General features: G+C 56.6%; 21 protein-coding genes and 1 tRNA gene. 9 read left to right on the top strand and 13 right to left on the bottom strand.

Going from position 1 to position 19,950, the window contains the following annotated elements:
- Positions 1 to 354 precede the first annotated feature (354 nt).
- Both DIT72_RS02365 and DIT72_RS18540 read left to right on the top strand, forming a co-directional pair.
- Complete coding sequence (locus tag DIT72_RS02365) at positions 355 to 1,386, top strand: DUF4268 domain-containing protein (RefSeq protein WP_228260711.1); 1,032 nt, start codon at positions 355 to 357, stop codon at positions 1,384 to 1,386.
- Positions 1,387 to 1,607: 221 nt separating this feature from the next.
- Positions 1,608 to 1,775 carry an ADP-ribosylglycohydrolase family protein gene (locus tag DIT72_RS18540; RefSeq protein ID WP_135953592.1) on the top strand — a complete coding sequence of 56 codons (168 nt, stop codon included), beginning with the start codon at positions 1,608 to 1,610 and terminating at the stop codon, positions 1,773 to 1,775.
- 119 nt (positions 1,776 to 1,894) lie between these two features.
- Here DIT72_RS18540 and DIT72_RS02355 read toward each other — a convergent pair whose 3' ends face one another.
- The 5 genes from DIT72_RS02355 to DIT72_RS02335 form a co-directional block, all read right to left on the bottom strand.
- Positions 1,895 to 3,118: a tyrosine-type recombinase/integrase gene (locus DIT72_RS02355; RefSeq protein WP_135953591.1), complete on the bottom strand. Its 1,224-nt coding sequence runs from the start codon at positions 3,116 to 3,118 to the stop codon at positions 1,895 to 1,897.
- A 165-nt stretch (positions 3,119 to 3,283) separates the two neighbouring features.
- A tRNA-Phe gene (locus tag DIT72_RS02350) sits at positions 3,284 to 3,359 on the bottom strand.
- A gap of 89 nt (positions 3,360 to 3,448) precedes the next feature.
- On the bottom strand, positions 3,449 to 3,718 hold the full coding sequence (locus DIT72_RS02345; RefSeq protein WP_135953590.1) for an oxidative damage protection protein: 270 nt from the start codon (positions 3,716 to 3,718) through the stop codon (positions 3,449 to 3,451).
- Positions 3,719 to 3,811: 93 nt separating this feature from the next.
- Entirely contained in the window at positions 3,812 to 4,876 is a 1,065-nt protein-coding gene (mutY, locus tag DIT72_RS02340) for an A/G-specific adenine glycosylase (RefSeq protein ID WP_135953589.1), read from the bottom strand.
- Positions 4,873 to 7,059: an AsmA family protein gene (locus DIT72_RS02335; protein ID WP_135953588.1), complete on the bottom strand. Its 2,187-nt coding sequence runs from the start codon at positions 7,057 to 7,059 to the stop codon at positions 4,873 to 4,875. The genes mutY and DIT72_RS02335 overlap by 4 nt, the downstream gene beginning before the upstream one ends.
- A gap of 197 nt (positions 7,060 to 7,256) precedes the next feature.
- On the opposite strand from DIT72_RS02335, the gene DIT72_RS02330 reads away from it, so the two are divergent.
- The 5 genes from DIT72_RS02330 to hisF all read left to right on the top strand — a co-directional run bounded on the left by DIT72_RS02330 (position 7,257) and on the right by hisF (position 10,630).
- Complete coding sequence (locus tag DIT72_RS02330) at positions 7,257 to 7,718, top strand: SRPBCC family protein (protein ID WP_135953587.1); 462 nt, start codon at positions 7,257 to 7,259, stop codon at positions 7,716 to 7,718.
- A gap of 113 nt (positions 7,719 to 7,831) precedes the next feature.
- Positions 7,832 to 8,425 (top strand): imidazoleglycerol-phosphate dehydratase HisB, encoded by a 594-nt coding sequence (hisB, locus tag DIT72_RS02325; protein ID WP_135953586.1) that lies wholly within the window; start codon positions 7,832 to 7,834, stop codon positions 8,423 to 8,425.
- A gap of 50 nt (positions 8,426 to 8,475) precedes the next feature.
- The gene (gene hisH, locus DIT72_RS02320; RefSeq protein ID WP_135953585.1) at positions 8,476 to 9,117 is read left to right on the top strand and encodes an imidazole glycerol phosphate synthase subunit HisH; all 642 of its coding nucleotides are present in this window, start codon (positions 8,476 to 8,478) and stop codon (positions 9,115 to 9,117) included.
- The gene (gene hisA, locus DIT72_RS02315) at positions 9,111 to 9,848 is read left to right on the top strand and encodes a 1-(5-phosphoribosyl)-5-[(5-phosphoribosylamino)methylideneamino]imidazole-4-carboxamide isomerase (RefSeq protein WP_135953584.1); all 738 of its coding nucleotides are present in this window, start codon (positions 9,111 to 9,113) and stop codon (positions 9,846 to 9,848) included. Before hisH ends, hisA begins: the two co-directional genes overlap by 7 nt.
- Positions 9,849 to 9,856: 8 nt before the next feature.
- The gene (gene hisF, locus DIT72_RS02310) at positions 9,857 to 10,630 is read left to right on the top strand and encodes an imidazole glycerol phosphate synthase subunit HisF (RefSeq protein ID WP_135953583.1); all 774 of its coding nucleotides are present in this window, start codon (positions 9,857 to 9,859) and stop codon (positions 10,628 to 10,630) included.
- Here the strand turns inward: hisF and DIT72_RS02305 are convergent.
- The 4 genes from DIT72_RS02305 to gpmM form a co-directional block, all read right to left on the bottom strand.
- Positions 10,627 to 11,424: a divergent polysaccharide deacetylase family protein gene (locus DIT72_RS02305; RefSeq protein WP_407657964.1), complete on the bottom strand. Its 798-nt coding sequence runs from the start codon at positions 11,422 to 11,424 to the stop codon at positions 10,627 to 10,629. The genes hisF and DIT72_RS02305 overlap by 4 nt on opposite strands.
- Positions 11,425 to 11,450: 26 nt before the next feature.
- Positions 11,451 to 12,842 carry a S41 family peptidase gene (locus tag DIT72_RS02300; protein ID WP_135953581.1) on the bottom strand — a complete coding sequence of 464 codons (1,392 nt, stop codon included), beginning with the start codon at positions 12,840 to 12,842 and terminating at the stop codon, positions 11,451 to 11,453.
- A 105-nt stretch (positions 12,843 to 12,947) separates the two neighbouring features.
- Positions 12,948 to 14,039: a murein hydrolase activator EnvC family protein gene (locus DIT72_RS02295; protein WP_135954704.1), complete on the bottom strand. Its 1,092-nt coding sequence runs from the start codon at positions 14,037 to 14,039 to the stop codon at positions 12,948 to 12,950.
- A gap of 41 nt (positions 14,040 to 14,080) precedes the next feature.
- Complete coding sequence (gene gpmM, locus DIT72_RS02290; RefSeq protein WP_135953580.1) at positions 14,081 to 15,628, bottom strand: 2,3-bisphosphoglycerate-independent phosphoglycerate mutase; 1,548 nt, start codon at positions 15,626 to 15,628, stop codon at positions 14,081 to 14,083.
- Positions 15,629 to 15,775: 147 nt separating this feature from the next.
- Here gpmM and DIT72_RS02285 point away from each other — a divergent pair, with 147 nt between their 5' ends.
- The gene (locus DIT72_RS02285) at positions 15,776 to 16,192 is read left to right on the top strand and encodes a rhodanese-like domain-containing protein (RefSeq protein ID WP_135953579.1); all 417 of its coding nucleotides are present in this window, start codon (positions 15,776 to 15,778) and stop codon (positions 16,190 to 16,192) included.
- Between the two features lie 35 nt (positions 16,193 to 16,227).
- Positions 16,228 to 16,728, top strand: coding sequence for a protein-export chaperone SecB (gene secB / locus DIT72_RS02280; RefSeq protein ID WP_135953578.1), 501 nt, complete (start codon positions 16,228 to 16,230; stop codon positions 16,726 to 16,728).
- On the opposite strand, the gene DIT72_RS02275 is transcribed toward secB, so the two are convergent.
- The 4 genes from DIT72_RS02275 to DIT72_RS02260 form a co-directional block, all read right to left on the bottom strand.
- Positions 16,722 to 17,324 carry a type 2 periplasmic-binding domain-containing protein gene (locus DIT72_RS02275; RefSeq protein WP_168355005.1) on the bottom strand — a complete coding sequence of 201 codons (603 nt, stop codon included), beginning with the start codon at positions 17,322 to 17,324 and terminating at the stop codon, positions 16,722 to 16,724. The two genes, secB and DIT72_RS02275, sit on opposite strands and share 7 nt — an antisense overlap.
- A 136-nt stretch (positions 17,325 to 17,460) precedes the next feature.
- Positions 17,461 to 17,925, bottom strand: coding sequence for a tRNA (uridine(34)/cytosine(34)/5-carboxymethylaminomethyluridine(34)-2'-O)-methyltransferase TrmL (gene trmL / locus DIT72_RS02270; RefSeq protein ID WP_135953576.1), 465 nt, complete (start codon positions 17,923 to 17,925; stop codon positions 17,461 to 17,463).
- Positions 17,926 to 17,932: 7 nt separating this feature from the next.
- Positions 17,933 to 19,111, bottom strand: coding sequence for an acetyl-CoA C-acetyltransferase (locus DIT72_RS02265; RefSeq protein ID WP_135953575.1), 1,179 nt, complete (start codon positions 19,109 to 19,111; stop codon positions 17,933 to 17,935).
- Positions 19,112 to 19,202: 91 nt separating this feature from the next.
- The gene (locus DIT72_RS02260) at positions 19,203 to 19,949 is read right to left on the bottom strand and encodes a pteridine reductase (RefSeq protein WP_135953574.1); all 747 of its coding nucleotides are present in this window, start codon (positions 19,947 to 19,949) and stop codon (positions 19,203 to 19,205) included.
- Position 19,950 lies beyond the last annotated feature (1 nt).

Below are 19,950 nucleotides of genomic sequence, written 5' to 3'. Positions count from 1 at the left end.
ATTATGGGTGTCAAAACCTTCCAATCACGCTAGATTAGCTGTACTTCCAAGGGCAAATGGGAATTTAATTGACAGATTATGATGGCACCTAACCAGATGGTGGATTACGTTGTCATTTATGAGTTATGTCATCTGATGCGTCATGGCTGTTTGGCGGGGGCGTCCAATTCGATGCTCGACTATCAGCAATGTAGCCAATAGTTGCGGACTAATGCCCTGAAACTGAGCGGGTGAGTTATGTATCGGATCAACAGATCATCGAACAGTATCCAAAGGTTGGAGGAAAAGTCGTTTTCTGGACTCGGGTTCCGGGAACGGGAACATCTACAGGAGTGGATAGCGAAGCAGCCGGGTGTGCTTGGCGAGGACTTATTGATCATTCAGAAAGAGTTCTCTGGCTTTAACGATACTCAGGAGCGTCTTGATCTGCTGGCACTGGATAAGCAGGGCGCGCTCGTGATTATTGAAAACAAGCTGGACGACTCAGGACGCGACGTTACCTGGCAAGCATTAAAATACGCTTCCTACTGCTCAAGGCTCTCCAAATCGAACATTGCCAATATTTATCAGCAGTACCTCGATAGGTCTCAGCCGGGCACCAAAGCCGAGGACTTGTTGTCTGAATTCTTCGACAACCAAGACTTCGCAGATATAACACTTAACAAAGGCGTAACTCAGAGGATCATGTTAATTGCTGCAAACTTCCGAAAGGAAGTGACAAGTACCGTCCTTTGGTTGCTGAACTTTAAAGTGCGGTTGCACTGTTTTCGTGCCACTCCTTACGCCATGGGCGATGAACTATTCCTCAATGTCGAACAGATCATTCCGACCCAGGATACAGAGGAATACATGATTGGCATGGCAGAGAAGGCTCAAGACGACATAGAAGATCAAGTTGAGCAGAAGCATCGCCATGTGATCCGGCGAGAGTTTTGGGGTCGGATAATAGAAGCGATGAATGCAACGCCCTCCAGCCTTTATCAAAGCATTAGCCCCGGAGATTCTAGTTGGATAGGCGCTGGCTCGGGCGTTGGAGGGATTGGGTTGCACTTCGTGGCAACCCGGCAATATGGTAGAGCCGAGCTTTATATTGACCGACCTGATAAAGCAGAGAATGAATATATCTTCGAACAATTTATGGCGAGAAGAGAGGAGATTGAAAATGTGTTTGGCGGGGTCCTGGAATGGGAGCCGCTTGAAGGGAGAAAAGCTTGTAGGATCAAGGCAGAAACGCCCGGCAATATTTTTGACCGTGAGCAGTGGGAAAGCATGATCCAATTTATGGTTGACTCCATGTATCGGTTGGAGCTTGCTGTTAAGGGGCCATTACGAGAGATTTGGACCGCGCGGAGGAGTCAGTTAGCGCCTGGTGTTGTTGGTGAGTAAGTAGCCTGATGAGAATCTTAATTGAGAGGCGGAACGGTAATGCCAAATTTCTCGGGGTCCAAGTACCAAGTGGATAGATATTTCTCTCCGACATCGATATAAAGGCGTCTTTATTGGCTTGGTGGTCGTTGATGCATTGGGCACCACGCTGGAGTTCTCGATACCTGGAACTTTCGAGCAAATAGTGACCGTGAGTGCCTGAGGTTCAAGGCTGTGGTTAGGTGGTTGACATACTGGCGGTGGTGCAGTGGGCACTGAGTAGCACCGATGATTTCCGGTCTCGCTTACTAAAAGTCATGAATCTTGGTGACGATTCAGATACAGCGGAGTCAATGTACGGACTGTTTGCAGGTACGGTTTACGGATTTGCCTCAATTTCCTCCGAGTGAAGCTGCGAGCTGGCGGTGAGAGAATTAATTAAAGGTGGTGCAATGAGGCTGTTTGAAGTCTCAAATAAGGAAGAGCGTCTCGTCAGCCACTCTTCCCCGTCAAGACTCACGAGGCTTGGTCAGTCCAACTTTTGCGCTGCGGTTTCAAGATGCTCTTCTGTCGAATGAACGTATTCCATAGTTGTTGTGATACTCGCGTGCCCCAGCCATTTCTGAATTGTTTTGAGGTCGATGTTCTTTTCTGAAGCGCGTGTAGCAAAGGTATGACGAAGAACATGGTAGCCTCTGCCCGCTTCAATTCCTGCCTGCTTACGCATGCGTCCGAACATCACCTGTATCTGGTTGTAGGGCTTTATTCCGTCGGTAGACAGTAATAAACCTTTCTCCCTGCCAGCCTTAGCGTGCAGCTGTCTGAGGTCCTCGAGAAGCGGTTTCAGCGAGTTCGTAATTGACAGTACTCGCGGTTTGTAGCTTTTGGTGGATTTCCGAATGATGCCTTCTTTCGCGACTTGTTTGATGTGGAGCCTTCCTTTCTCCAAGTCAACGTTCTCCCACGTCAGCCCGAGCACCTCGGATGCCCTAAGACCTGCGAAAAGTGCCAAACCAATGATAACCCTTGATTCTATTGTCTTGGCTTTGATTTCGGTTTTCTGACCTTTGTTTGGTCCCCTGGTAACGGTGGTGTACTGCCGGGCACCAACGTTCAGAAGAGCCTCGGTTTCTTGCCTCGTGAATGGAATGATCTCTTGCTTCTGATGCTTTACGCGGCTGAGCCTGGTTGTCGGGTTGTCCAGGTTCGAGTCAGACTTCTGCGCAAAGTCGAACGTGCCAGAAAGCAGGCTCACTATCCTCTGAACCGTTTGAGGGTTCATACCGTCTCTTTTGAGGTCGCTCCTCATGGTCTCAATCATCGCTGTGGTGATATCCCCCAACTGAGTATCTCCGAAGAGCGGCAGCAGATGTTTCTTCATTCGGCTGACATTATGACGATGGTCCTGATAGTGGGTTTCTCCCCACCGCAGAAACTCATGGGCGACATCTTTGAACGGGCGGTTGGACTGCGTCGATCGTCCAGTAATCCCGCTGACACGGTCTGTGATTGCCCTCGCTCTGACTTCGGAGATGATTTCCCGAGCCTGACTAAGGGTGATTCCATCCCGGTCAGAGCCGATTACCATTTTATGTCTCTCACCTGACTGGGTGAAATCATACTTCCAGGTGCCGTAGCCGTCCTTCCTCTTGCGATAAATAAGTCCGTTCTCGCTGATCTCCTGACCCGGTGCCAGTTCTTTCTTTGCTTTCTCGCTGAATGCGCTTGTACGTTTCTTTGTTGCAGTAGTCACTAATACCTCCAGTAGTTTGAAGGTATTTAGAAGGGGGAATGGAGGGGAAGGGCGCCAACGTAATCCAGCGTAAACCAACGTATTAGAGCGTATTGGCGTCGCCAGAAACTAAAAAGCCGAATCAACTCTTACTCTTGGTAAGTTCTTGATTCGGCTTGAAATAGTTGGTGCCCGGAGGCGGAATCGAACCACCGACACGGGGATTTTCAATCCCCTGCTCTACCAACTGAGCTATCCGGGCGCGCTGCGGTACTGCTGTGCAACGGGGCGCTATTAAACCGGTTTAGGCAGGTCGAGTCAAGGCCGGTACCGGAAAAATTTATAAGCCTGTTACTCCGGCGGCACATACCCCTCGGCCTTGTCGAATGGCTCGTTGTTAAAGAAGTGTTCCATCTGCGCCTGCAGGTACTTACGGGTGTTGGGGTCCATCAGGCTCAGGTGTTTTTCGTTGATCAGCATGGTCTGCTGGGCCTGCCATTCTTCCCAGGCTTTCTTGCTGATGTTTTCGTAGATGTCTTCGCCTTTCTTGCCGGGCATGGGCGGGAAGTCCAGGCCTTCGAGTTCCTGCTGGTATTTGCGACAGAATACGGTGCGGCTCATGTCTGCTCCTGTTTGGAGGTGGTGTTGCTGAATCTGCACGGATGATAACAGATCACGGCGTGGTGGCGTTGACGGGTGTTAAGGCTGACCGGCTCAGAGCAGAACAGCCTGTTCCGGCGAGGTCAGCAGGATGCGGATGGGTGCCGGCAGGCCCAGGGTGAGGGCTTTGTCCCGGTGAATCCACTGATGGTTTTCGGTGTCGCTGATTCTCGCGGTGGCGTGGACTGTCAGCCGTGCTGGCTGGATGTGCAGGTGGTAGTGGCTGAACGTGTGGCGGAAACCGCTGGTCAGTTCCGGTTCGCCGCAGTTGAAGCCGAAGGCCTGTTCGCAGGCATGCGGCAGTTCTTCCGGGCCATACGCCGGGTCCAGCTCTGGCAGGCTCCAGAGCCCGCCCCAGATGCCGCTGGGTGGTCTGCGTTCCAGCAGGATGCGCCCTTCGTGGTCTTCCAGTATCACCATCCAGGTGGTTTTCTCGGGTTTGGTCTTTTTGGGTTTTGAACCGGGGTAGAGGCCGGTTTCACCTCTGGCGTAAGCCTTGCACGCGCTTTGCAGCGGGCAGCGTTCGCAGCCCGGGCGGCTGCGGGTGCACAGGGTGGCGCCCAGATCCATGATGGCCTGGGTGTAGTCACGGATGCGCTTGTCAGGAGTGTGTTCTTCGGCGCGCTGCCAGAGCTGTTCAAGTACGCTGGTTTTGCCCGGCCAGCCGGCAATGGCGTGGTAGCGGGCCAGCACCCGTTTGACGTTGCCGTCGAGTATGGCGGCCCGGCGCTGATGGGCCTGGGCCAGAATGGCTGCTGCCGTTGAGCGTCCAATGCCGGGCAGGGCCTGGAGCTGTTCCTGATCCTTCGGGAACTCGCTGCCGTGTTGTTCGACTACCTGCCGGGCAGCTTTCTGCAGATTGCGGGCCCGTGCGTAGTAACCAAGGCCGGACCAGTGGCTGAGCACATCATCCACCGCTGCATTCGCCAGTGCTGCCACATCCGGAAATCGCTCCATGAAGGCTTCGAAGTAGGGTATGACAGTGGTGACCTGGGTCTGCTGCAGCATGATTTCCGAAACCCACACCCGGTATGGGTTCCGGTCATGATGCCAGGGCAGGTTGTGCCTGCCGTTTTCGTCGTACCAGGCAAGAAGCCGGCGGGCGAAGCTGTCGCTCATTGGCCAAACAGACCCTTGAGGGCGTCTTTTACCTTCTCACCGCCTTGCTCGCCCAGCTTTTCCTGCAGCTTTTCGGAAACCTTATCTTCCGCTTTGGATTTCGCCTCATCCACTTCTTCCCGGGCTTTGGCTTTTGCGGCGTTGGCGGCGATGGTTTTCAATGCGTCCCGGAAGCGGGAGCCGTCGAAGGAGCACAGACCGGCCGGGTCTTCGGCAAAGTCGCCACGGCACTCAACAGGAATGACTACATCTTCCACCACTTCGGTTACCCGGCAGGCTTCATCCCGGTGGATCTCGCCCACGATGCGCAAACCAATTTCATAATCAAGGTTGGAAGTGGCCAGGTCCACAGTACCGTCACCTTCCAGCCTCATGCCCGCGAGGGCAGCCACCAGATCGGTGTTGTTCAGGGTATTGCCGTCGATCCTGAGGGTGCCCTTCATGTCGTTGAACGGGGTGCTGGTGCCCCAGTCCGAGGTGGTGAGGCTTTCCTGGTTGACCATGGCAATGCCCTGGCAGGCCATGCGTGTGAGGTTCATCCGGGTGAACTCACCCTCGGCCAGACTGAAGTTGATCTCCCCGTTGGCGTTGTTGCGCAGTGCCGGGATGCGGTTGCCGCTGGTTTTAACATTCACATCAATGTTGGCGCCGCCGGATAGCATGTCCAGTTCCGCAAGGTCGGTCAGCAAGGGCAGGGTCTGGACATTGTTAATGTCCTTGGTGATTGTCCATTGCGGATTGTCAGAGCGGGCATCCAGGGTGACATTGGCGCCAAACGAGCCGTCATAGAGCTTGCCGCTGAAGTCTTCCACCTTGAGCACGCCGTTGTTTGCGGTGATGGCCGATTTGATCTCGCTGATGGTGAGGTTGCTGACAATCAGCTCTCCCAAACCGAGCTTGACATCCAGTACCAGCGACCGAACAGTTTCCAGTGGCAGCAGTTCGCCTTCTTGCGCCGAACCGTCTCCCTGTGGCGATTCTTCGGCCGCAGCTTCTGCATCTTCATCGCTGGCGGGCGGAAGGTAGCGGTCGGCATTGATGGCATCGCCCTGCAGGTTAAGGCCGATAGCACTGTTGGCGAGGGCATAGCTGGCGCTCCCCTCGAATGTAGTGTCGTCCAGGGTGATGGACAGGTCGCTGAGTTCCACGGTGCCGGCAGGGCCGCCGATATTGGTGGAGAAGGCAACAGCCTTCATTACGTTCGGGTCTTCAGTTTCAATGGCCGGCTGGCCCAGGGCCGCAAGCAGGGCTTTCAGTGAGAATTCGTCGATACTGAGGCTGCCCTCAAGTTGGGGCTGGTCACCGAAGCCGTTAACCGACAGATCGGTATTCAGCGTAAGATCGGCCAGGCTGGCGGTAAAGCCGCTGAGGGTTGCGGTTTCGTTCTCCAGATTGGCTTCCAGTGAGCCGGCCAGCTCGGCGCGGACGGACTCTCCACCGAATGGGTCGCCGCTCATGTCAAAGACTGCCTCAAGGTCGGATACGCCAAACTGGTTAAGCGCTTCGTTGGCCGCGACGCGGGCGCTGATATCGCCATCAACTTCAAACCGGGGCTGATTGGTGACAAACCGGAACGCCGTGCTCAACGGGAAGCTGGAACCCGGGGCAATTTCGCTGGCGGAAAGGGTGAAGTCTTCCAGAGTGAAGGCCTGACCGGTGCCCTTGTCTTGGTAGTGGATGCTGGCATTGCTGATTTCCACGCTTTCCACATTGAAGTCAAGCGGCGCGCTGTCACCAGTACTTTCTTCAGCAGTTTCCTCCTCTACGGGCTGTTCCTGCTCCGGCTGCGCTTCGCTTTCCGGCATTATGCGTGTCCAGTTACCGGTACCTTCCTCGTTAACAGAAAGGTTGGCGTCCAGGCCGCTCAGCGCAAATGTGTCTACCCGGGGCGACATGGTCACCAGTGACCAGAAGCTGACTCGAGCCACCAGCCTGTCAAGGCGGACAAGGCGCTCCTCTTCCAGGGTTGCTTCAACGTCATTGAGCTCCAGCCCCAGAGGAAAGAAAGACCAGCCAATATCGCCAGCCAGGATCAGGTCGAGGTTGGTGGAGTCTTCAACCACTTGCTCTATTTGCGGCTTGTAGGTGTTGGGGTCAATGACGGCAACCGCGATGGCTACGGCTGTAATAGCAAGGATGATCAGGCCGACAATGGCGAGAGCCACATAACGTACAGCTTTCATGATTCTGGCGTCCTTCCGTTAATTCGTGTCCGGTTTCTGGGCGGATTATCAGCCCAAGCATAACCCAGGGGTAACAAAATAAAAGCCCGGATGTATGACAATGCGTTAGTGATCAGCCAAAATAGGTATCTTATGTCTGTACGATTTTTTATACGGCAATGTAGTGGGCGTCTTACAATGATAATAAGGAGCAAGCAGTGGCTATTACTGTCTCTATTGAGCTGAACCGTGAACTGGATCTGCCGGCCGGATACGACAAGGTTTTTGATCTCCTGTCAGATGTCCCGGCGTCAGCCAGCCATTTCCCCAAGGTGCGCAAGCTGGTGGATCTGGGCGATAATACCTACCGCTGGGAAATGGAAAAGGTAGGGGTGGACAAGCATGCAATTCAGTCCATTTACGCCTGTAAGTATCACGCCGACCGGGAAAACGGGAAAATCACCTGGGAACCGGTAAAAGGGGAAGGCAATGGCGTGGTAAAGGGCTCCTGGACCCTGAAGGCGAAAGATGACAATACCACCTCGGTGAAGTTCCAGACCAGTGCCGAACTGACTGTGCCGCTGCCCAGCCTGCTGAAGCTGGCGATCAGCCCGGTTATCAAGCACGAGTTCAACAGCCTGGTGGACACCTACATGAAAAACCTGAAGAAGGCGGTCTGATGCCTGCGGCTATCATCGCCATAAAAGCCGTTACAGGACGCGGGAAGCGATAGAAGGTATAATGCGCGCAGACAATTTTCCGGCATTTGCCGACTGACGACTTTGGAGTCTCCATGGCCGAACGCAAGGCTCGGGTAGAAAGAAATACCCTGGAAACACAGATCACCGTTGAGATCGATCTTGATGGCACCGGCCAGTCCAGTTTTGACACCGGCGTGCCTTTCCTTGAGCACATGATGGACCAGATTGCCCGTCACGGGCTGGTGGACCTGAACATCGTCTCCAGGGGTGACCTGCACATAGACGACCACCACACCGTGGAAGACATTGGCATCACCCTGGGCCAGGCCTTCAGGCAGGCAGTTGGTGACAAGAAAGGCATCCGCCGCTATGGCCATGCGTATGTGCCGCTGGACGAAGCCCTCTCCCGCGTGGTGATCGACCTGTCCGGCCGCCCCGGCCTGATGATGGATGTGCCCTACACCCGTGGCGCTGTCGGTGGTTTTGACGTGGACCTGTTTGCCGAGTTTTTCCAGGGCTTTGTAAACCACTCCATGGTCACCCTGCACATCGACAATCTGAAAGGCAAGAACACCCACCACCAGATTGAAACCGTGTTCAAGGCCTTCGGCCGCGCCCTGCGCATGGCCATCGAAATGGACGAGCGCATGACGGGTATTACTCCGTCCACCAAGGGGTCGCTGTAAGCGGCCCTGAAATCAAGACAGAAACCACGATTCAGGAAGTCTCACTTCACATGAAAACCGTTGCCATTATCGACTACGGCATGGGTAACCTGCATTCCGTCAGCAAAGCAGTTGAGCACGTAGCACCCGATACCCGTGTACTGGTCACTGACAACGCCGACCAGATCCGCGGTGCGGACCGGGTAATTCTGCCGGGTGTTGGCGCTATTCGTGACTGCATGGCAGAGATTCGCCGTCTGGGTATTGACCACCTGGTGCGGGAAGTGTCTGCCGACCGGCCACTGCTCGGCATTTGCGTCGGCATGCAGGCGCTGATGTCCCGCAGTGAGGAAAACGGCTGGGTCGATTGTATTGACCTGTTCCAGTCTGAAGTGCGTTTTTTCGGCGACAACCTCACCGAAAACGGCGAACGCCTGAAAGTCCCCCACATGGGTTGGAACGAAGTCCACCAGACCATGGACCACCCGCTCTGGAACGACATTCCCGATGGCGACCGTTTCTATTTTGTGCACAGCTATTACGCCGAAGCGGAAGGCAACCCGGACATCGCCGGCCGTACCCATTACGGCGTCGACCTGGCCGCCGCAGTGGCGAGAGACAATATATTTGCAGTGCAGTTCCACCCGGAGAAAAGTGCAAGGGCAGGACTGCAGTTACTGAAAAACTTCACAAACTGGACTGGAAAATGCTGATCATCCCGGCCATAGATCTGAAAGACGGCAAATGCGTGAGACTGCGCCAGGGCCGCATGGACGACTCCACTGTCTTCGGTGACGACCCCGTTGACATGGCAACCCGCTGGGTGGAAGCGGGCGCCCGACGCCTGCATCTGGTGGACCTGAACGGCGCCTTTGCCGGTGAGCCCGTCAACGGTGAAATCGTCCGGGCCATCGCCCGCAAATACCCGGACCTGCCGATCCAGATCGGTGGTGGCATCCGTTCTGCCGAAACCATTGAGGCCTATCTGAAGGCCGGCGTACAGTGGGTGATTATCGGCACCAAAGCTGTCAAGGAACCGGAATTCGTCACCGGGATGTGCAGGAGATTTCCGGGCCATATCATTGTCGGCCTGGATGCCAAAGATGGTCGCGTTGCGACTGACGGCTGGGCGGAAGTGTCCGAAGTCATGGCGACCGACCTGGCGAAACGCTTTGCCAACGACGGTGTGGACGCGATCGTTTATACCGATATCAGCCGGGACGGCATGATGCAGGGTGTTAACGTGGAAGCTACCGCAGCCCTTGCGCAAGAAGGCGGTATCCCCGTCATCGCTTCCGGCGGCGTGACCAACATGGACGATCTCAGGCGCCTGGCTACCGTGGCCGACAAGGGCATATTGGGTGCCATTACCGGACGGGCTATCTATGAAGGCACACTTGATGTGGCCGCAGCCCAGGCCTTTTGTGACAGCCTGAAGGGGTAAAACGAATTATGGCTCTGGCGAAACGCATCATTCCCTGCCTCGACGTCGACAAAGGCCGCGTCGTAAAAGGTGTTAACTTCGTGGATATCCGCGATGCCGGCGACCCGGTGGAAGTGGCTCGCAAATACAACGAGCAGGGCGCCGACGAAATTACCTTTCTCGACATCACTGCCAGCCACGAAAGCCGCGATACCACCTATGAAACCGTGGAGCGCATGGCCGCTGAAGTGTTCATTCCGCTCACAGTCGGCGGCGGTGTGCGTACAGTGGAGGATATCCGCAAACTCCTGAATGCCGGAGCCGACAAGGTCTCCATCAACACCGCTGCGGTATTCAATCCGGAATTTGTTCGCGAGGCCGCCGACCGTTTCGGCAGCCAGTGCATCGTGGTAGCCATTGATGCCAAGAGAGTCAGTGTTGAGGGTGAAGAGCCGCGCTGGGAAATTTTCACCCACGGTGGCCGCAAGCCCACAGGCCTTGATGCCGTGGAATGGGCCCGCAAAATGACCGCCATGGGTGCCGGTGAACTGCTGCTTACCAGCATGGACCGGGACGGCACCAAGGTGGGCTTTGATCTGGGGCTTACCCGCGCTATCAGTGAGGCGGTAGCGGTGCCGGTGATTGCTTCAGGCGGCGTTGGTGAGCTCCAGCATCTGGCGGATGGGGTGACCAAGGGGCGTGCGGATGCGGTGCTGGCGGCGTCTATCTTTCATTTCGGGCAGCATACGATTCCCGAGGCCAAGGCGTTTATGAAGGCGCAGGGGATCGTGGTTCGGGATTAAGGGGCGAGTTGGTTTGCCAGCGCCGGCCGAATTGCCCGCTTCTCTCCTTCCGCAAACATTGGCCGGTTACCATTTCTCATGGCCCACACACCACTGACGGTGGCGATGGCGATGCCTTCCTCATCCAGTTCCGGTAACCGTTTTTCCAGGTAATCCACGGTTACCTTGTGGGGATGACCGATGCCGACGGCACTGCCGTTCTCTTTTGCGCGCTTGATCAGCAGCCGGAACTGTTTGTCCACGTACTCTTCGGTCTGCTCATGGTCGAGAAACACGTCGCGGGTGAGGGTGGGTATGCGATAGGCAGCAGCCACCTGGCCGGCGATGGAGGAAGCGATGGTGCGGCTGTCGACAAAATACACCGGGTAGTGGCCCAGTTCCGTCATCACCCAGTCCATGGCTTCTATTTGCTGGGTGAGCAGGCTGCCCATGTGGTTGTTCACACCACGGACATGGGGGATGGACTGCAGTGCGCGGCGCAGGGTTGTCGCCATGCTGCCTTTGCTCATGCCGGGGCTCAGGCCGCCGGGGCCAAGGCCGATATTGCGGGTGTTGGCCATGGGAGCATGCAGCATGATTTCCTTCTGCTTCAGATGCGCCTGTTCTGCCAGTTCGGTCGTGTGCCTGCGGTAGGGCAGGAAGGCCAGCGTGATCGGCTGTTCCAGCCCTATCAGCCTGCGGCCCTCTACCAGGTTATGCCCCATGTCATCGATAATGATGGCGATGGTAGGCGGCAGCTGCCGTGAGCTGTCCGGTTCCCCCCCTACGACGTTTGCAGAGGACGCCGCGAGGATCGCAACAACCAGCGAGGCTAATACTTTCAATCCACGCTTTCCTGTTCCGGCTTGTTACGCTTGTCGAGAATCTCCAGCCCCTTCAGCAGGTTCAGTGCCGAACGCAGTTGGAAGTCCCTGCTTGCAGGGGTAGCCTCGGTTTCCCCGTCAGTGGCTTCCCGGTCCTCGCCCCGGCTTTCCAGATGGCCGCTCAGATCCGCCTCGGTAAAGAACGGCTGGCCATCCAGTTCGGTCAGCTCCGCAGGCCTTACTTCAATGTCCGGCTTGATGCCCTTGGCCTGGATAGAACGACCGTCAGGTGTGTAATAGCGGGCGGTTGTCATCTTGATGGCGTGGGTTTCATCCAGCGGAATGACGGTCTGGACGCTGCCCTTGCCGAATGACTGGGTACCCATGACCACCGCGCGCTGATGATCCTGCAGTGCGCCCGCGAGGATTTCCGAGGCTGATGCGGAGCCGCCGTTGATCAGAACCACGATCGGGGTATCCGGCATTACCTTCCCCGCTTTGGCATTGAAGCGCAGGCGTGAGCTCTGGATCCGGCCTTCGGTATACACAATCAGTCCTTCATCAAGCAGGGCGTCTGCGGTTGCGACGGCAGCCTGCAGGATGCCCCCCGGATTGTTGCGCAGGTCGATAACCAGGCCGTCCAAGTCGCCGCCTTGCTGCTTTTCAAGGTCTTCCAGCGCCTTGGTGAACTGTGAACCGGTATCCGCCTGGAACTGGGTAATCCGGATGTAACCATAGCCGTCCTCGACGATGCGGGACTTGATGCTGGTAACCTTGATAACGTCACGCTCGACATCAATTTCGATGGGAGCGGATTCACCTTCACGCATGATGGTGAGCGTGAGCACGGTGCCGGGCTTGCCGCGCATCAGTTTGACGGCTTCTTCCAGCGACATGCCCTTGACCGGCTGGTCGCCCAGTTTGATGATCAGGTCGCCAGCCTGCACGCCGGCTTCCTGTGCGGGCGTATCGTCAATGGGGGAGATAACCTTCACAAAGCCGTCCTCCATGCCCACCTCAATACCGAGGCCGCCGAATTCCCCGGAGGTGCTTTCTTCCAGTTGTTCGTAGTCTTTCGGAGCCAGGTAGGTGGAATGGGGGTCCAGGTCTGACAGCATGCCCTTGATGGCGCTCTCGAGAAGCTGGCGGTCGTCAACCTCCTCTACGTAGGCGTCTTTGATGCGTCCGAATACTTCCGCGAACTTCCGCAGATCATCAAGAGGTAACTGCTCTTCCGGGTCCGGAAGTCCAATTTCAACCTGTTCTCCGTGCTGGATGCCTTCCAGCAGGCGCCGGGTTTCTTCATCGACTTCCTGGGCGTGAACAAGGCCGGGCAGGGCGGTCAGGCAGGCGGCAAAGGCAAGTGCGCTGATGGTTGCGGCATGGTTAAAATATCTGACCCGTCTCATTCACATATCCTGTGTTATTCCAATGACTGGTTGCTTCCCGAGTATTGCCCAACAGTATGGCGTTACCAGGCTGATTTGTCAGCCTTTAGGGTATTATGAGCGGGCTCAGCGTTTGCCCAGCCAGCGCAGCGGGTTGTCAGGTTTGCCGTTGTGGCGGATTTCGAAGTACACGGCAGGATTGTCGGTGCCACCGGTGCGGCCTGCCTGGGCAATGGCTTCACCGGCTTCGACCCAGTCACCAGGGCTGGTGAACAGGCTGCTGCTGTGACCATAGAGAGTCATGTATCCGTCGCCGTGGTCGAGAATGGTCATCAGGCCGAAACCCCTGAGCCAGTTGGCAAAAACGACGCGCCCGTAGTGAACGGCTTTGACCTCGCTTTCGTCAGCGGTGTTGATCAGCAAGCCCCGGTAGCGGAGCTTGCCATCTGCATAACTGTCACCGAAGCTGCTGACAACCTTGCCCTTTGCCGGCCAGGGCAGTTTGTCTCTGAGTGATCCGAACGGGTCTGATTCATTGGGAGTGGGAATGCTGGCGATGGCCTCTTCCACTTCTTTCAGCAGCTTTTCCAGCCGTCGGCGGTCTGCTTCCAGCTCTTCTCGCTCATTCCTGCGATCGCTGATGTCTGTCTCCAGGGCCGCAAGGGTCTGTTCCCGTCGGGTTTTGCTGGAAGCCAGCTTCTGCTGGCGGCTAGCGACATCCTCCTCCAGCTCTGCCAGCCGCAGTCGGCCGGCCCTGACCTGTTTCTGTGTTTCTTTCAGCTGTCGGAGGTTGGCAGCGAATGCCTCCAGCCGGTCAATAGTGTCGCGGCTGAGGTATTCGTAGTAGGTCATGGTGCGGGCAACCTTGTCCGGATCAATCTCGTTGAGCAGAACTTTAACGGCAGGCGCGTCACCCTCCATCCAGGCGGCGCGGATCTGTTTTTTCAGGCTCTCGCGCTGGCCTTCCAGTGTCCGGGTCAGTTCCGCCTCTTCCTCGCTGAGTTCGGACAGGCGCTGTTGCTGCTCCCTGGCCTGCTCGCGGAGTTCACGACGCTCTCGGGTAAGTCGCCCGATTTCCTGCTCAATACCGGAGAGTTGCTGCTCCAGCGAGGACCGATCCTCTTCTGCGTCGGCCAGCCAGTCATCGATGTCGGCGATCTCTTCCCTGAGTGCTTTTATCTGGCCAGGTGTAACCTGTTGCTCCGCCAGTGCCGGCATGGCAACTGCAAGCAATGCCAGCGCCAGCCACAGACGTGCAATCAATCGATCTCCACCAGGCTGTGGCCGGACATCTCAGACGGCTGTTCAAGGCCCATCAGGCTCAGTAACGTCGGTGCCACATCGCTCAGGTTGCCGTCATCCCTGAGCGATACCTTGCGGGGGCCGACATAAACCAGCGGCACCGGGCCAGTGGTATGGGCGGTATGAACCTGGCCGGATTTGGGGTCTCTCATCTGTTCGCAGTTGCCGTGGTCTGCGGTAATCAGCGCTTCGCCACCGACTTCTTCAAGTGCTTCGGTAACGCGGGCGACGCACTGGTCGATGCACTCGGCGGCTTTGATGGCGGCATCCAGCTTGCCAGTGTGGCCGACCATATCGCCATTGGCATAATTGCACACGACCAGGTCGTACTTGCCGCTCTTGATGGCTTCCACCAGCTTGTCGGTTACTTCGGGCGCACTCATTTCCGGCTGCAGGTCGTAGGTGGCTACCCTGGGTGAGGGCACAAGGATGCGATCCTCACCCTCGAACGGGGTTTCCATGCCGCCATTGAAAAAGAAGGTGACGTGGGCATACTTCTCGGTCTCGGCGATTCGAAGCTGGGTCTTGCCCTGGTTGGAAACATACTCACCCAGGCCATTGGTCAGTTGCTCTGGCGGGTAGGCGCAGGAGGTTTTGATGTCAGCCGCGTACTCAGTGAGCATGACGAAGTCTGCCAGCTCGGCACGTTTGCGTCGCTCGAAGCCGTCGAAATCTTTATCCACGAAGCAGCGTGTCATTTCCCGGGCGCGGTCGGCACGGAAATTCATGAAAATCACGGTGTCCCCGTCATCGATGGTGCCTTCGGTATCGCCATTGGCCCTGATGCGGGTTGCTTTCACAAACTCGTCATTTTCTCCCCGTTCATAGGCCAGTTCCAGAGCGGTCACCGGATCGGACGTGGTGAACTCGGCCTCGCCCAGGGTCATCACATTGTAGGCCTCTTCAACCCGATCCCAGCGGTTGTCCCGGTCCATGGCGTAGTAACGGCCGACAATGGAAGCGACCCGGCCAACGCCGAGGTTTTTGAGTTTGGTGGCAGTTTTTTCCAGCGACGCCCTGGCACTGCGCGGCGGCATGTCGCGGCCATCCAGGAAGGCATGGATGTAGACTTCCTTTGCGCCTCGCGCGGCAGCCATTTCCGCAGCTGCAAGAATGTGTTCCTCGTGGCTGTGCACGCCACCGGGGGAGAGCAGTCCTATCAGATGGACAGCCCGGCCATTGTTGATGGCCTTGTCCATGGCGGCGCACAGCGTGGGATTTTGCGTAAAACTACTTTCTTCCACGTCTTTGTCGATACGTGTCAGACTTTGGTAAACCACCCGCCCGGCACCCAGGTTCATGTGGCCGACTTCGGAATTGCCCATCTGTCCCTGGGGCAGGCCAACAAACATTCCGGAGGTGTTAATCAGCGTTTTTGGCTGTTTTTCCCATAGCTTATCCCAGAACGGCGTATTGGCATTGCTGATGGCATTATCGTCAGCGGGGTCACGGTGACCCCAACCGTCAAGAATAATCAGTGCAGTAGGCTTACGCTTGGCAGTCATCACTCAATCCGATGGTGGTTTTGGTAAATTTACTAAAACAAACATTGATTCTAAACATTTTGGTCCCCTCCGGCCACTCTGGTTATCTTCTGTCCGCGGGGCAGGGTGTGTATAATCCCGCCACAAACTATTCAGCAAGGTGTCTTCATGGAAAGGGTGTTCGAATTTGCGGTTAACCATTACATTCTGGTGTCTCTGTTTGTCGCTTTCCTGCTTGCCATACTGGTGCTGGAGTCCCGTCGTGGCGGTGCAAAAATATCGGCCCAGGGTGCGGTAAATCTGATTAACCGCGATGAAGCTGTCGTTGTCGACATCCGTGATCGTAAAGAGTTTAACGAGGGCCGGATTACCGGTGCAATCAATATTCCCCTCAATAGTATCAAAAGCCGCGCCTCGGAGCTGAAGAAGTTCAAGGACAAGCAGATCATCGTAGCCGACAAGATGGGCCAGCATTCCGCAATGGCTGTCAAGCAGCTGAAAGCTGAAGGCTACAACAATGTGGTCCGTCTGAACGGTGGTATCGCCGACTGGAAAGGCAGCAACCTGCCGTTGGTTAAGAAGTAACGGTTCTATCCCCTAATCGAAGAAAGGACATGAAAATGGCTGAAAATGATCAGGCCGCAGCAGGCAACGAAAACCAGGCACAACCCCAGTTTGCGCTTCAGCGCATTTATGTGAAGGACCTCTCGTTCGAGTCCCCAAACTCCCCGGCGGTCTTTCAGGACCAGTGGAAGCCACAGGTCAACCTGGACCTGAACACGTCCCATAACAAGATCAGCGACAACCAGTATGAAGTGGTTCTGTCCCTGACGGTGACAGCGAAAATCGACGAAAAGGTCGCCTACATCGTCGAGATCCAGCAGGCGGGTGTGTTCCTGGTGAAAGGAATTGAAGGTCCTCAACTCGGCCAGATGCTGGGTGCGTACTGCCCGAACATCCTGTTTCCCTATGCACGGGAAGCAATCGACGGTGTTGTCAACAAAGGCAGTTTCCCGGCACTGATGCTGGCGCCGGTCAACTTTGACGCCATCTATGCCCAGGCGCTGAAGCGCAAGCAGGAAGAGGCATCAGGCGAAACCGGCGAAGAGAAGACTCACTGATCCTGATTTGGCGAGCCCGATTCGATGCCTTCACGGATCGCTCGCTGAAGTCTCCCGTCTGCCTTCATGTCATCGAGTGCTCCGGAGAGGCAGGCAATGTCCTGCTCCCGGGATTCGTGAACCCAGTGGTAGAGGGAAGATTCCAGTAGCGGTTCGCCGATCACCATATCCTGGTTGTGATATTTGGCGGCCAGCGCATCCCATTCCAGTGTCAGCGCGACATCAATCCGCTTGCGTTCAAGCAGGCTGACCAGTTGGAAGGTATCGCTGGTGGCCACTGGCGTAGCATCTTCCGGTAATACACTGGCAATCATCCGGTAGCCATTGAGAAACCCGATTCGTTTTCCGGTCAGGTCGGCGTGAGCTGTGGCGGATTCATGGTTGAGGAACAGTGGCACCAGGCGTATTTCGTCGATGGGGGTGCGCAGCGGGAGTAATGGTGCATCGTCTCTCACCGCCATGGGGATTCGGGCAAGCTCGCCATCTGACTGGCTTTTTTCCGCCATCATCACTGCACGGGCCGCAGGCACGTCCAGGTAACTGATGTCAAGCCCGCAACTGGTATAAAGGTGCCTGATAATTTTCTTACCGAACATAACCGACACCTCGGATGTGGCCGAAGGAGTGGTTATAAGCCGGCCCGATTCCCCGCCCGGTCTGTACCCGGACCGGGCGCTGGTGGTAAGCAGCAACAAAATGGCTGCAAGAACCAGAACTGCTACCTGACGGGGATTACTGAGCTCCTGTAAAATCAAACTGCCTCCATGCTTCATAGACCACCAGAGCAACCGTGTTTGACAGGTTGAGACTGCGGCTTTCCGGGCGCATTGGCACTCTCAGGCAATGCGCTTGCGGAAGTGCCTGGCGAATGTCTGCTGGCAGGCCCCGGGTTTCCGGGCCGAACATCAGGTAATCACCATTCTGGTAGGTTACTTGGTGATATCCTCGGGAGCCTTTGGTAGTCAGTCCGAACAGCCGCAAAGGTTGTTCGCTGGCCAGAAAACTCTCGTAGTCTGCGTGGATCGTGACGGTTGCATATTCGCTATAGTCCAGCCCGGCGCGCCGCATCTGCTTGTCTTCCAGGGTGAACCCCAGGGGTTCAATCAGATGCAGCCGGCAGCCGGTGTTGGCACAGAGCCTGATGATATTGCCGGTATTCGGCGGTATTTCAGGCTCAAACAATACCACATCGAGCATTACGTTATCAGCGCTCCACGGCGAGGGCAACGCCCATGCCGCCACCAATGCAGAGGGTTGCCAGTCCCTTCTTCGCATCCCGGCGGGCCATCTCATGCAGCAGGCTGACCAGGATCCGACAGCCGGAAGCCCCAATGGGGTGCCCGAGAGCGATGGCACCACCGTTCACATTGACCTTTGCTGTATCCCAGCCCAGGTCGCGGTTGACGGAAATGGCCTGGGCTGCAAAGGCCTCATTGGCTTCTACAAGGTCCAGATCGTCCACTGACCAGCCTGCCAGTTTCAGGCAGCGTTGGGTGGCAGGAATCGGACCGGTACCCATGATGGTGGGGTCAACACCTGCACTGGCATGGGCCTTGATAGTAGCCAGCGGCGTAAGCCCGAGCTCCCTGGCCTTGTCGGCGCTGCAGACAATAACCGCAGCGGCGCCATCGTTCAGGGAAGACGCATTTCCGGCGGTGACGGTTCCATCCTTCTTGAAGGCACCACGCAGTTTGCCCAGGCCCTCCGCGGTAACCCCCGCACGAGGGGTCTCGTCTTTGTCCACGATCAGCGGATCGCCTTTGCGCTGGGGAATGGTGACCGGAACAATCTGGCCGTCAAAATAGCCTGCATCCCTCGCTGCAGAGGCTTTTTGCTGGGAGGCGGCGGCGAACTCATCCTGTTCTTCGCGGCTGATACCGTATTTCTCCACGATGTTTTCCGCAGTCACACCCATATGGTAGTCGTTGAACGCATCCCACAGGCCATCGGAGATCATGGTGTCCACCATGTTCCAGTTGCCCATGCGCTGGCCGTTGCGGCTGTTCGGAAGTACGTGGGGTGCCTGGCTCATGCTTTCCTGGCCGCCGGCAATCATCAGTTCGGCGTCGCCGCATGCAATGGCCTGCGCTGCCATATGGACGGCCTTGAGCCCGGAGCCGCACACCTTGTTGATAGTCATGGCCGGCACCGAGGCAGGAATGCCGGCGTTGATGGAGGCCTGTCGTGCCGGGTTCTGGCCACAGCCGGCTGTCAGCACCTGGCCCAGGATCACCTCGTTGACCTGGTCGGCAGCGACGCCGGACTCTTCCAGCAGGGCCTTGATTACAGCGCTGCCGAGCTGATCGGCACGAAGGCTGGAAAGCCCCCCACCGAAGCTGCCGACGGCAGTACGCTTCGCAGCTACAATAACAACATCACGCATGGCATATCTCCAGTTTTTGGGCAAGATTTGTACAGCTGCATTCATTGTAGCGGAAAGCCGGAAAGTGCCAAAGAAAGCAGGCCATATCGGCTCAAATATTAAGGCTGCGCCCCCCATCCACCGCCAGGATCTGGCCGGTTACAAAAGGTGCGTCGCACAGTAAAAAGGCAACTGCGCCTGCTATATCCTCAGGGGCGCCGGTGCGGGCAAGTGGTGTCCTGGCCAGTATGCTTTGCTGATAGGCCCCATCGATGGCTGCGTCCCCTTCTGGCCAGAGGATGGCGCCCGGTGAGACGCCGTTAACGCGTACCTCCGGTGCCAGGTCTTTTGCCCAGGACATGGTTAGCGAGGCCAGGCCCGCCTTGCTGGCACAGTATAGCGGATGATCTGCAAGCGGGCGCTGGCTGTAGATATCGATCATGTTGACGATGGCGCCGCGAGACTCCTTCAGGGCGGGCAGACAGCCCTGGCCGAGGAAAAAGGGCGCTCGCAGGTTGGTGTTCATTATTGTGGCCCAGTCGTCTGCGCTGGCTTCTACGGTCGGGTTGGGATAGAACGCCGACGCGTTGTTTACCAGGCCATCAAGCCGGCCCCACACAGAGACAGCTTTGTTGGCCAGGCTTTCAGTCTGCTCCGGGCTCGCGAGGTCGGCCTGGACAATCACGGCCGATTCCTGCCTGATTCCGTTCAGTTCGACGCAAAGTCTGTTGGCTTCGGCTTCCCGGGAACGGTAATGGATGACCAGGTTCCAGCCGCGCTGATGAAGGTGCCTGGCGGTATGGGCTCCCAGCCGGTGCGCCGCGCCGGTAATGAGCACTACGGGGGTTGGTGAATCCATG

This window comes from Marinobacter orientalis (assembly GCF_004792665.1).
Taxonomy (GTDB): domain Bacteria; phylum Pseudomonadota; class Gammaproteobacteria; order Pseudomonadales; family Oleiphilaceae; genus Marinobacter; species Marinobacter orientalis.
The sequence above is the reverse complement of the archived record's forward strand: the minus strand, read 5'-3'. Positions and strand labels throughout refer to the sequence as shown.

Excerpts from the sequence above, each read along its gene's own strand:
- DIT72_RS02285 (WP_135953579.1), top strand. The coding sequence starts at position 15,776 with ATGGAAAGGGTGTTCGAATTTGCGGTTAACCATTACATTCTGGTGTCT.
- hisH (WP_135953585.1), top strand. The coding sequence starts at position 8,476 with ATGAAAACCGTTGCCATTATCGACTACGGCATGGGTAACCTGCATTCC.
- gpmM (WP_135953580.1), bottom strand. The coding sequence starts at position 15,628 with ATGACTGCCAAGCGTAAGCCTACTGCACTGATTATTCTTGACGGTTGG.
- DIT72_RS02265 (WP_135953575.1), bottom strand. The coding sequence starts at position 19,111 with ATGCGTGATGTTGTTATTGTAGCTGCGAAGCGTACTGCCGTCGGCAGC.
- trmL (WP_135953576.1), bottom strand. The coding sequence starts at position 17,925 with ATGCTCGATGTGGTATTGTTTGAGCCTGAAATACCGCCGAATACCGGC.
- DIT72_RS02275 (WP_168355005.1), bottom strand. The coding sequence starts at position 17,324 with ATGTTCGGTAAGAAAATTATCAGGCACCTTTATACCAGTTGCGGGCTT.
- hisB (WP_135953586.1), top strand. The coding sequence starts at position 7,832 with ATGGCCGAACGCAAGGCTCGGGTAGAAAGAAATACCCTGGAAACACAG.
- secB (WP_135953578.1), top strand. The coding sequence starts at position 16,228 with ATGGCTGAAAATGATCAGGCCGCAGCAGGCAACGAAAACCAGGCACAA.
- DIT72_RS02335 (WP_135953588.1), bottom strand. The coding sequence starts at position 7,059 with ATGAAAGCTGTACGTTATGTGGCTCTCGCCATTGTCGGCCTGATCATC.
- DIT72_RS02295 (WP_135954704.1), bottom strand. The coding sequence starts at position 14,039 with ATGCCGGCACTGGCGGAGCAACAGGTTACACCTGGCCAGATAAAAGCA.
- mutY (WP_135953589.1), bottom strand. The coding sequence starts at position 4,876 with ATGAGCGACAGCTTCGCCCGCCGGCTTCTTGCCTGGTACGACGAAAAC.
- hisF (WP_135953583.1), top strand. The coding sequence starts at position 9,857 with ATGGCTCTGGCGAAACGCATCATTCCCTGCCTCGACGTCGACAAAGGC.
- DIT72_RS02345 (WP_135953590.1), bottom strand. The coding sequence starts at position 3,718 with ATGAGCCGCACCGTATTCTGTCGCAAATACCAGCAGGAACTCGAAGGC.
- DIT72_RS02260 (WP_135953574.1), bottom strand. The coding sequence starts at position 19,949 with ATGGATTCACCAACCCCCGTAGTGCTCATTACCGGCGCGGCGCACCGG.
- hisA (WP_135953584.1), top strand. The coding sequence starts at position 9,111 with ATGCTGATCATCCCGGCCATAGATCTGAAAGACGGCAAATGCGTGAGA.
- DIT72_RS02300 (WP_135953581.1), bottom strand. The coding sequence starts at position 12,842 with ATGAGACGGGTCAGATATTTTAACCATGCCGCAACCATCAGCGCACTT.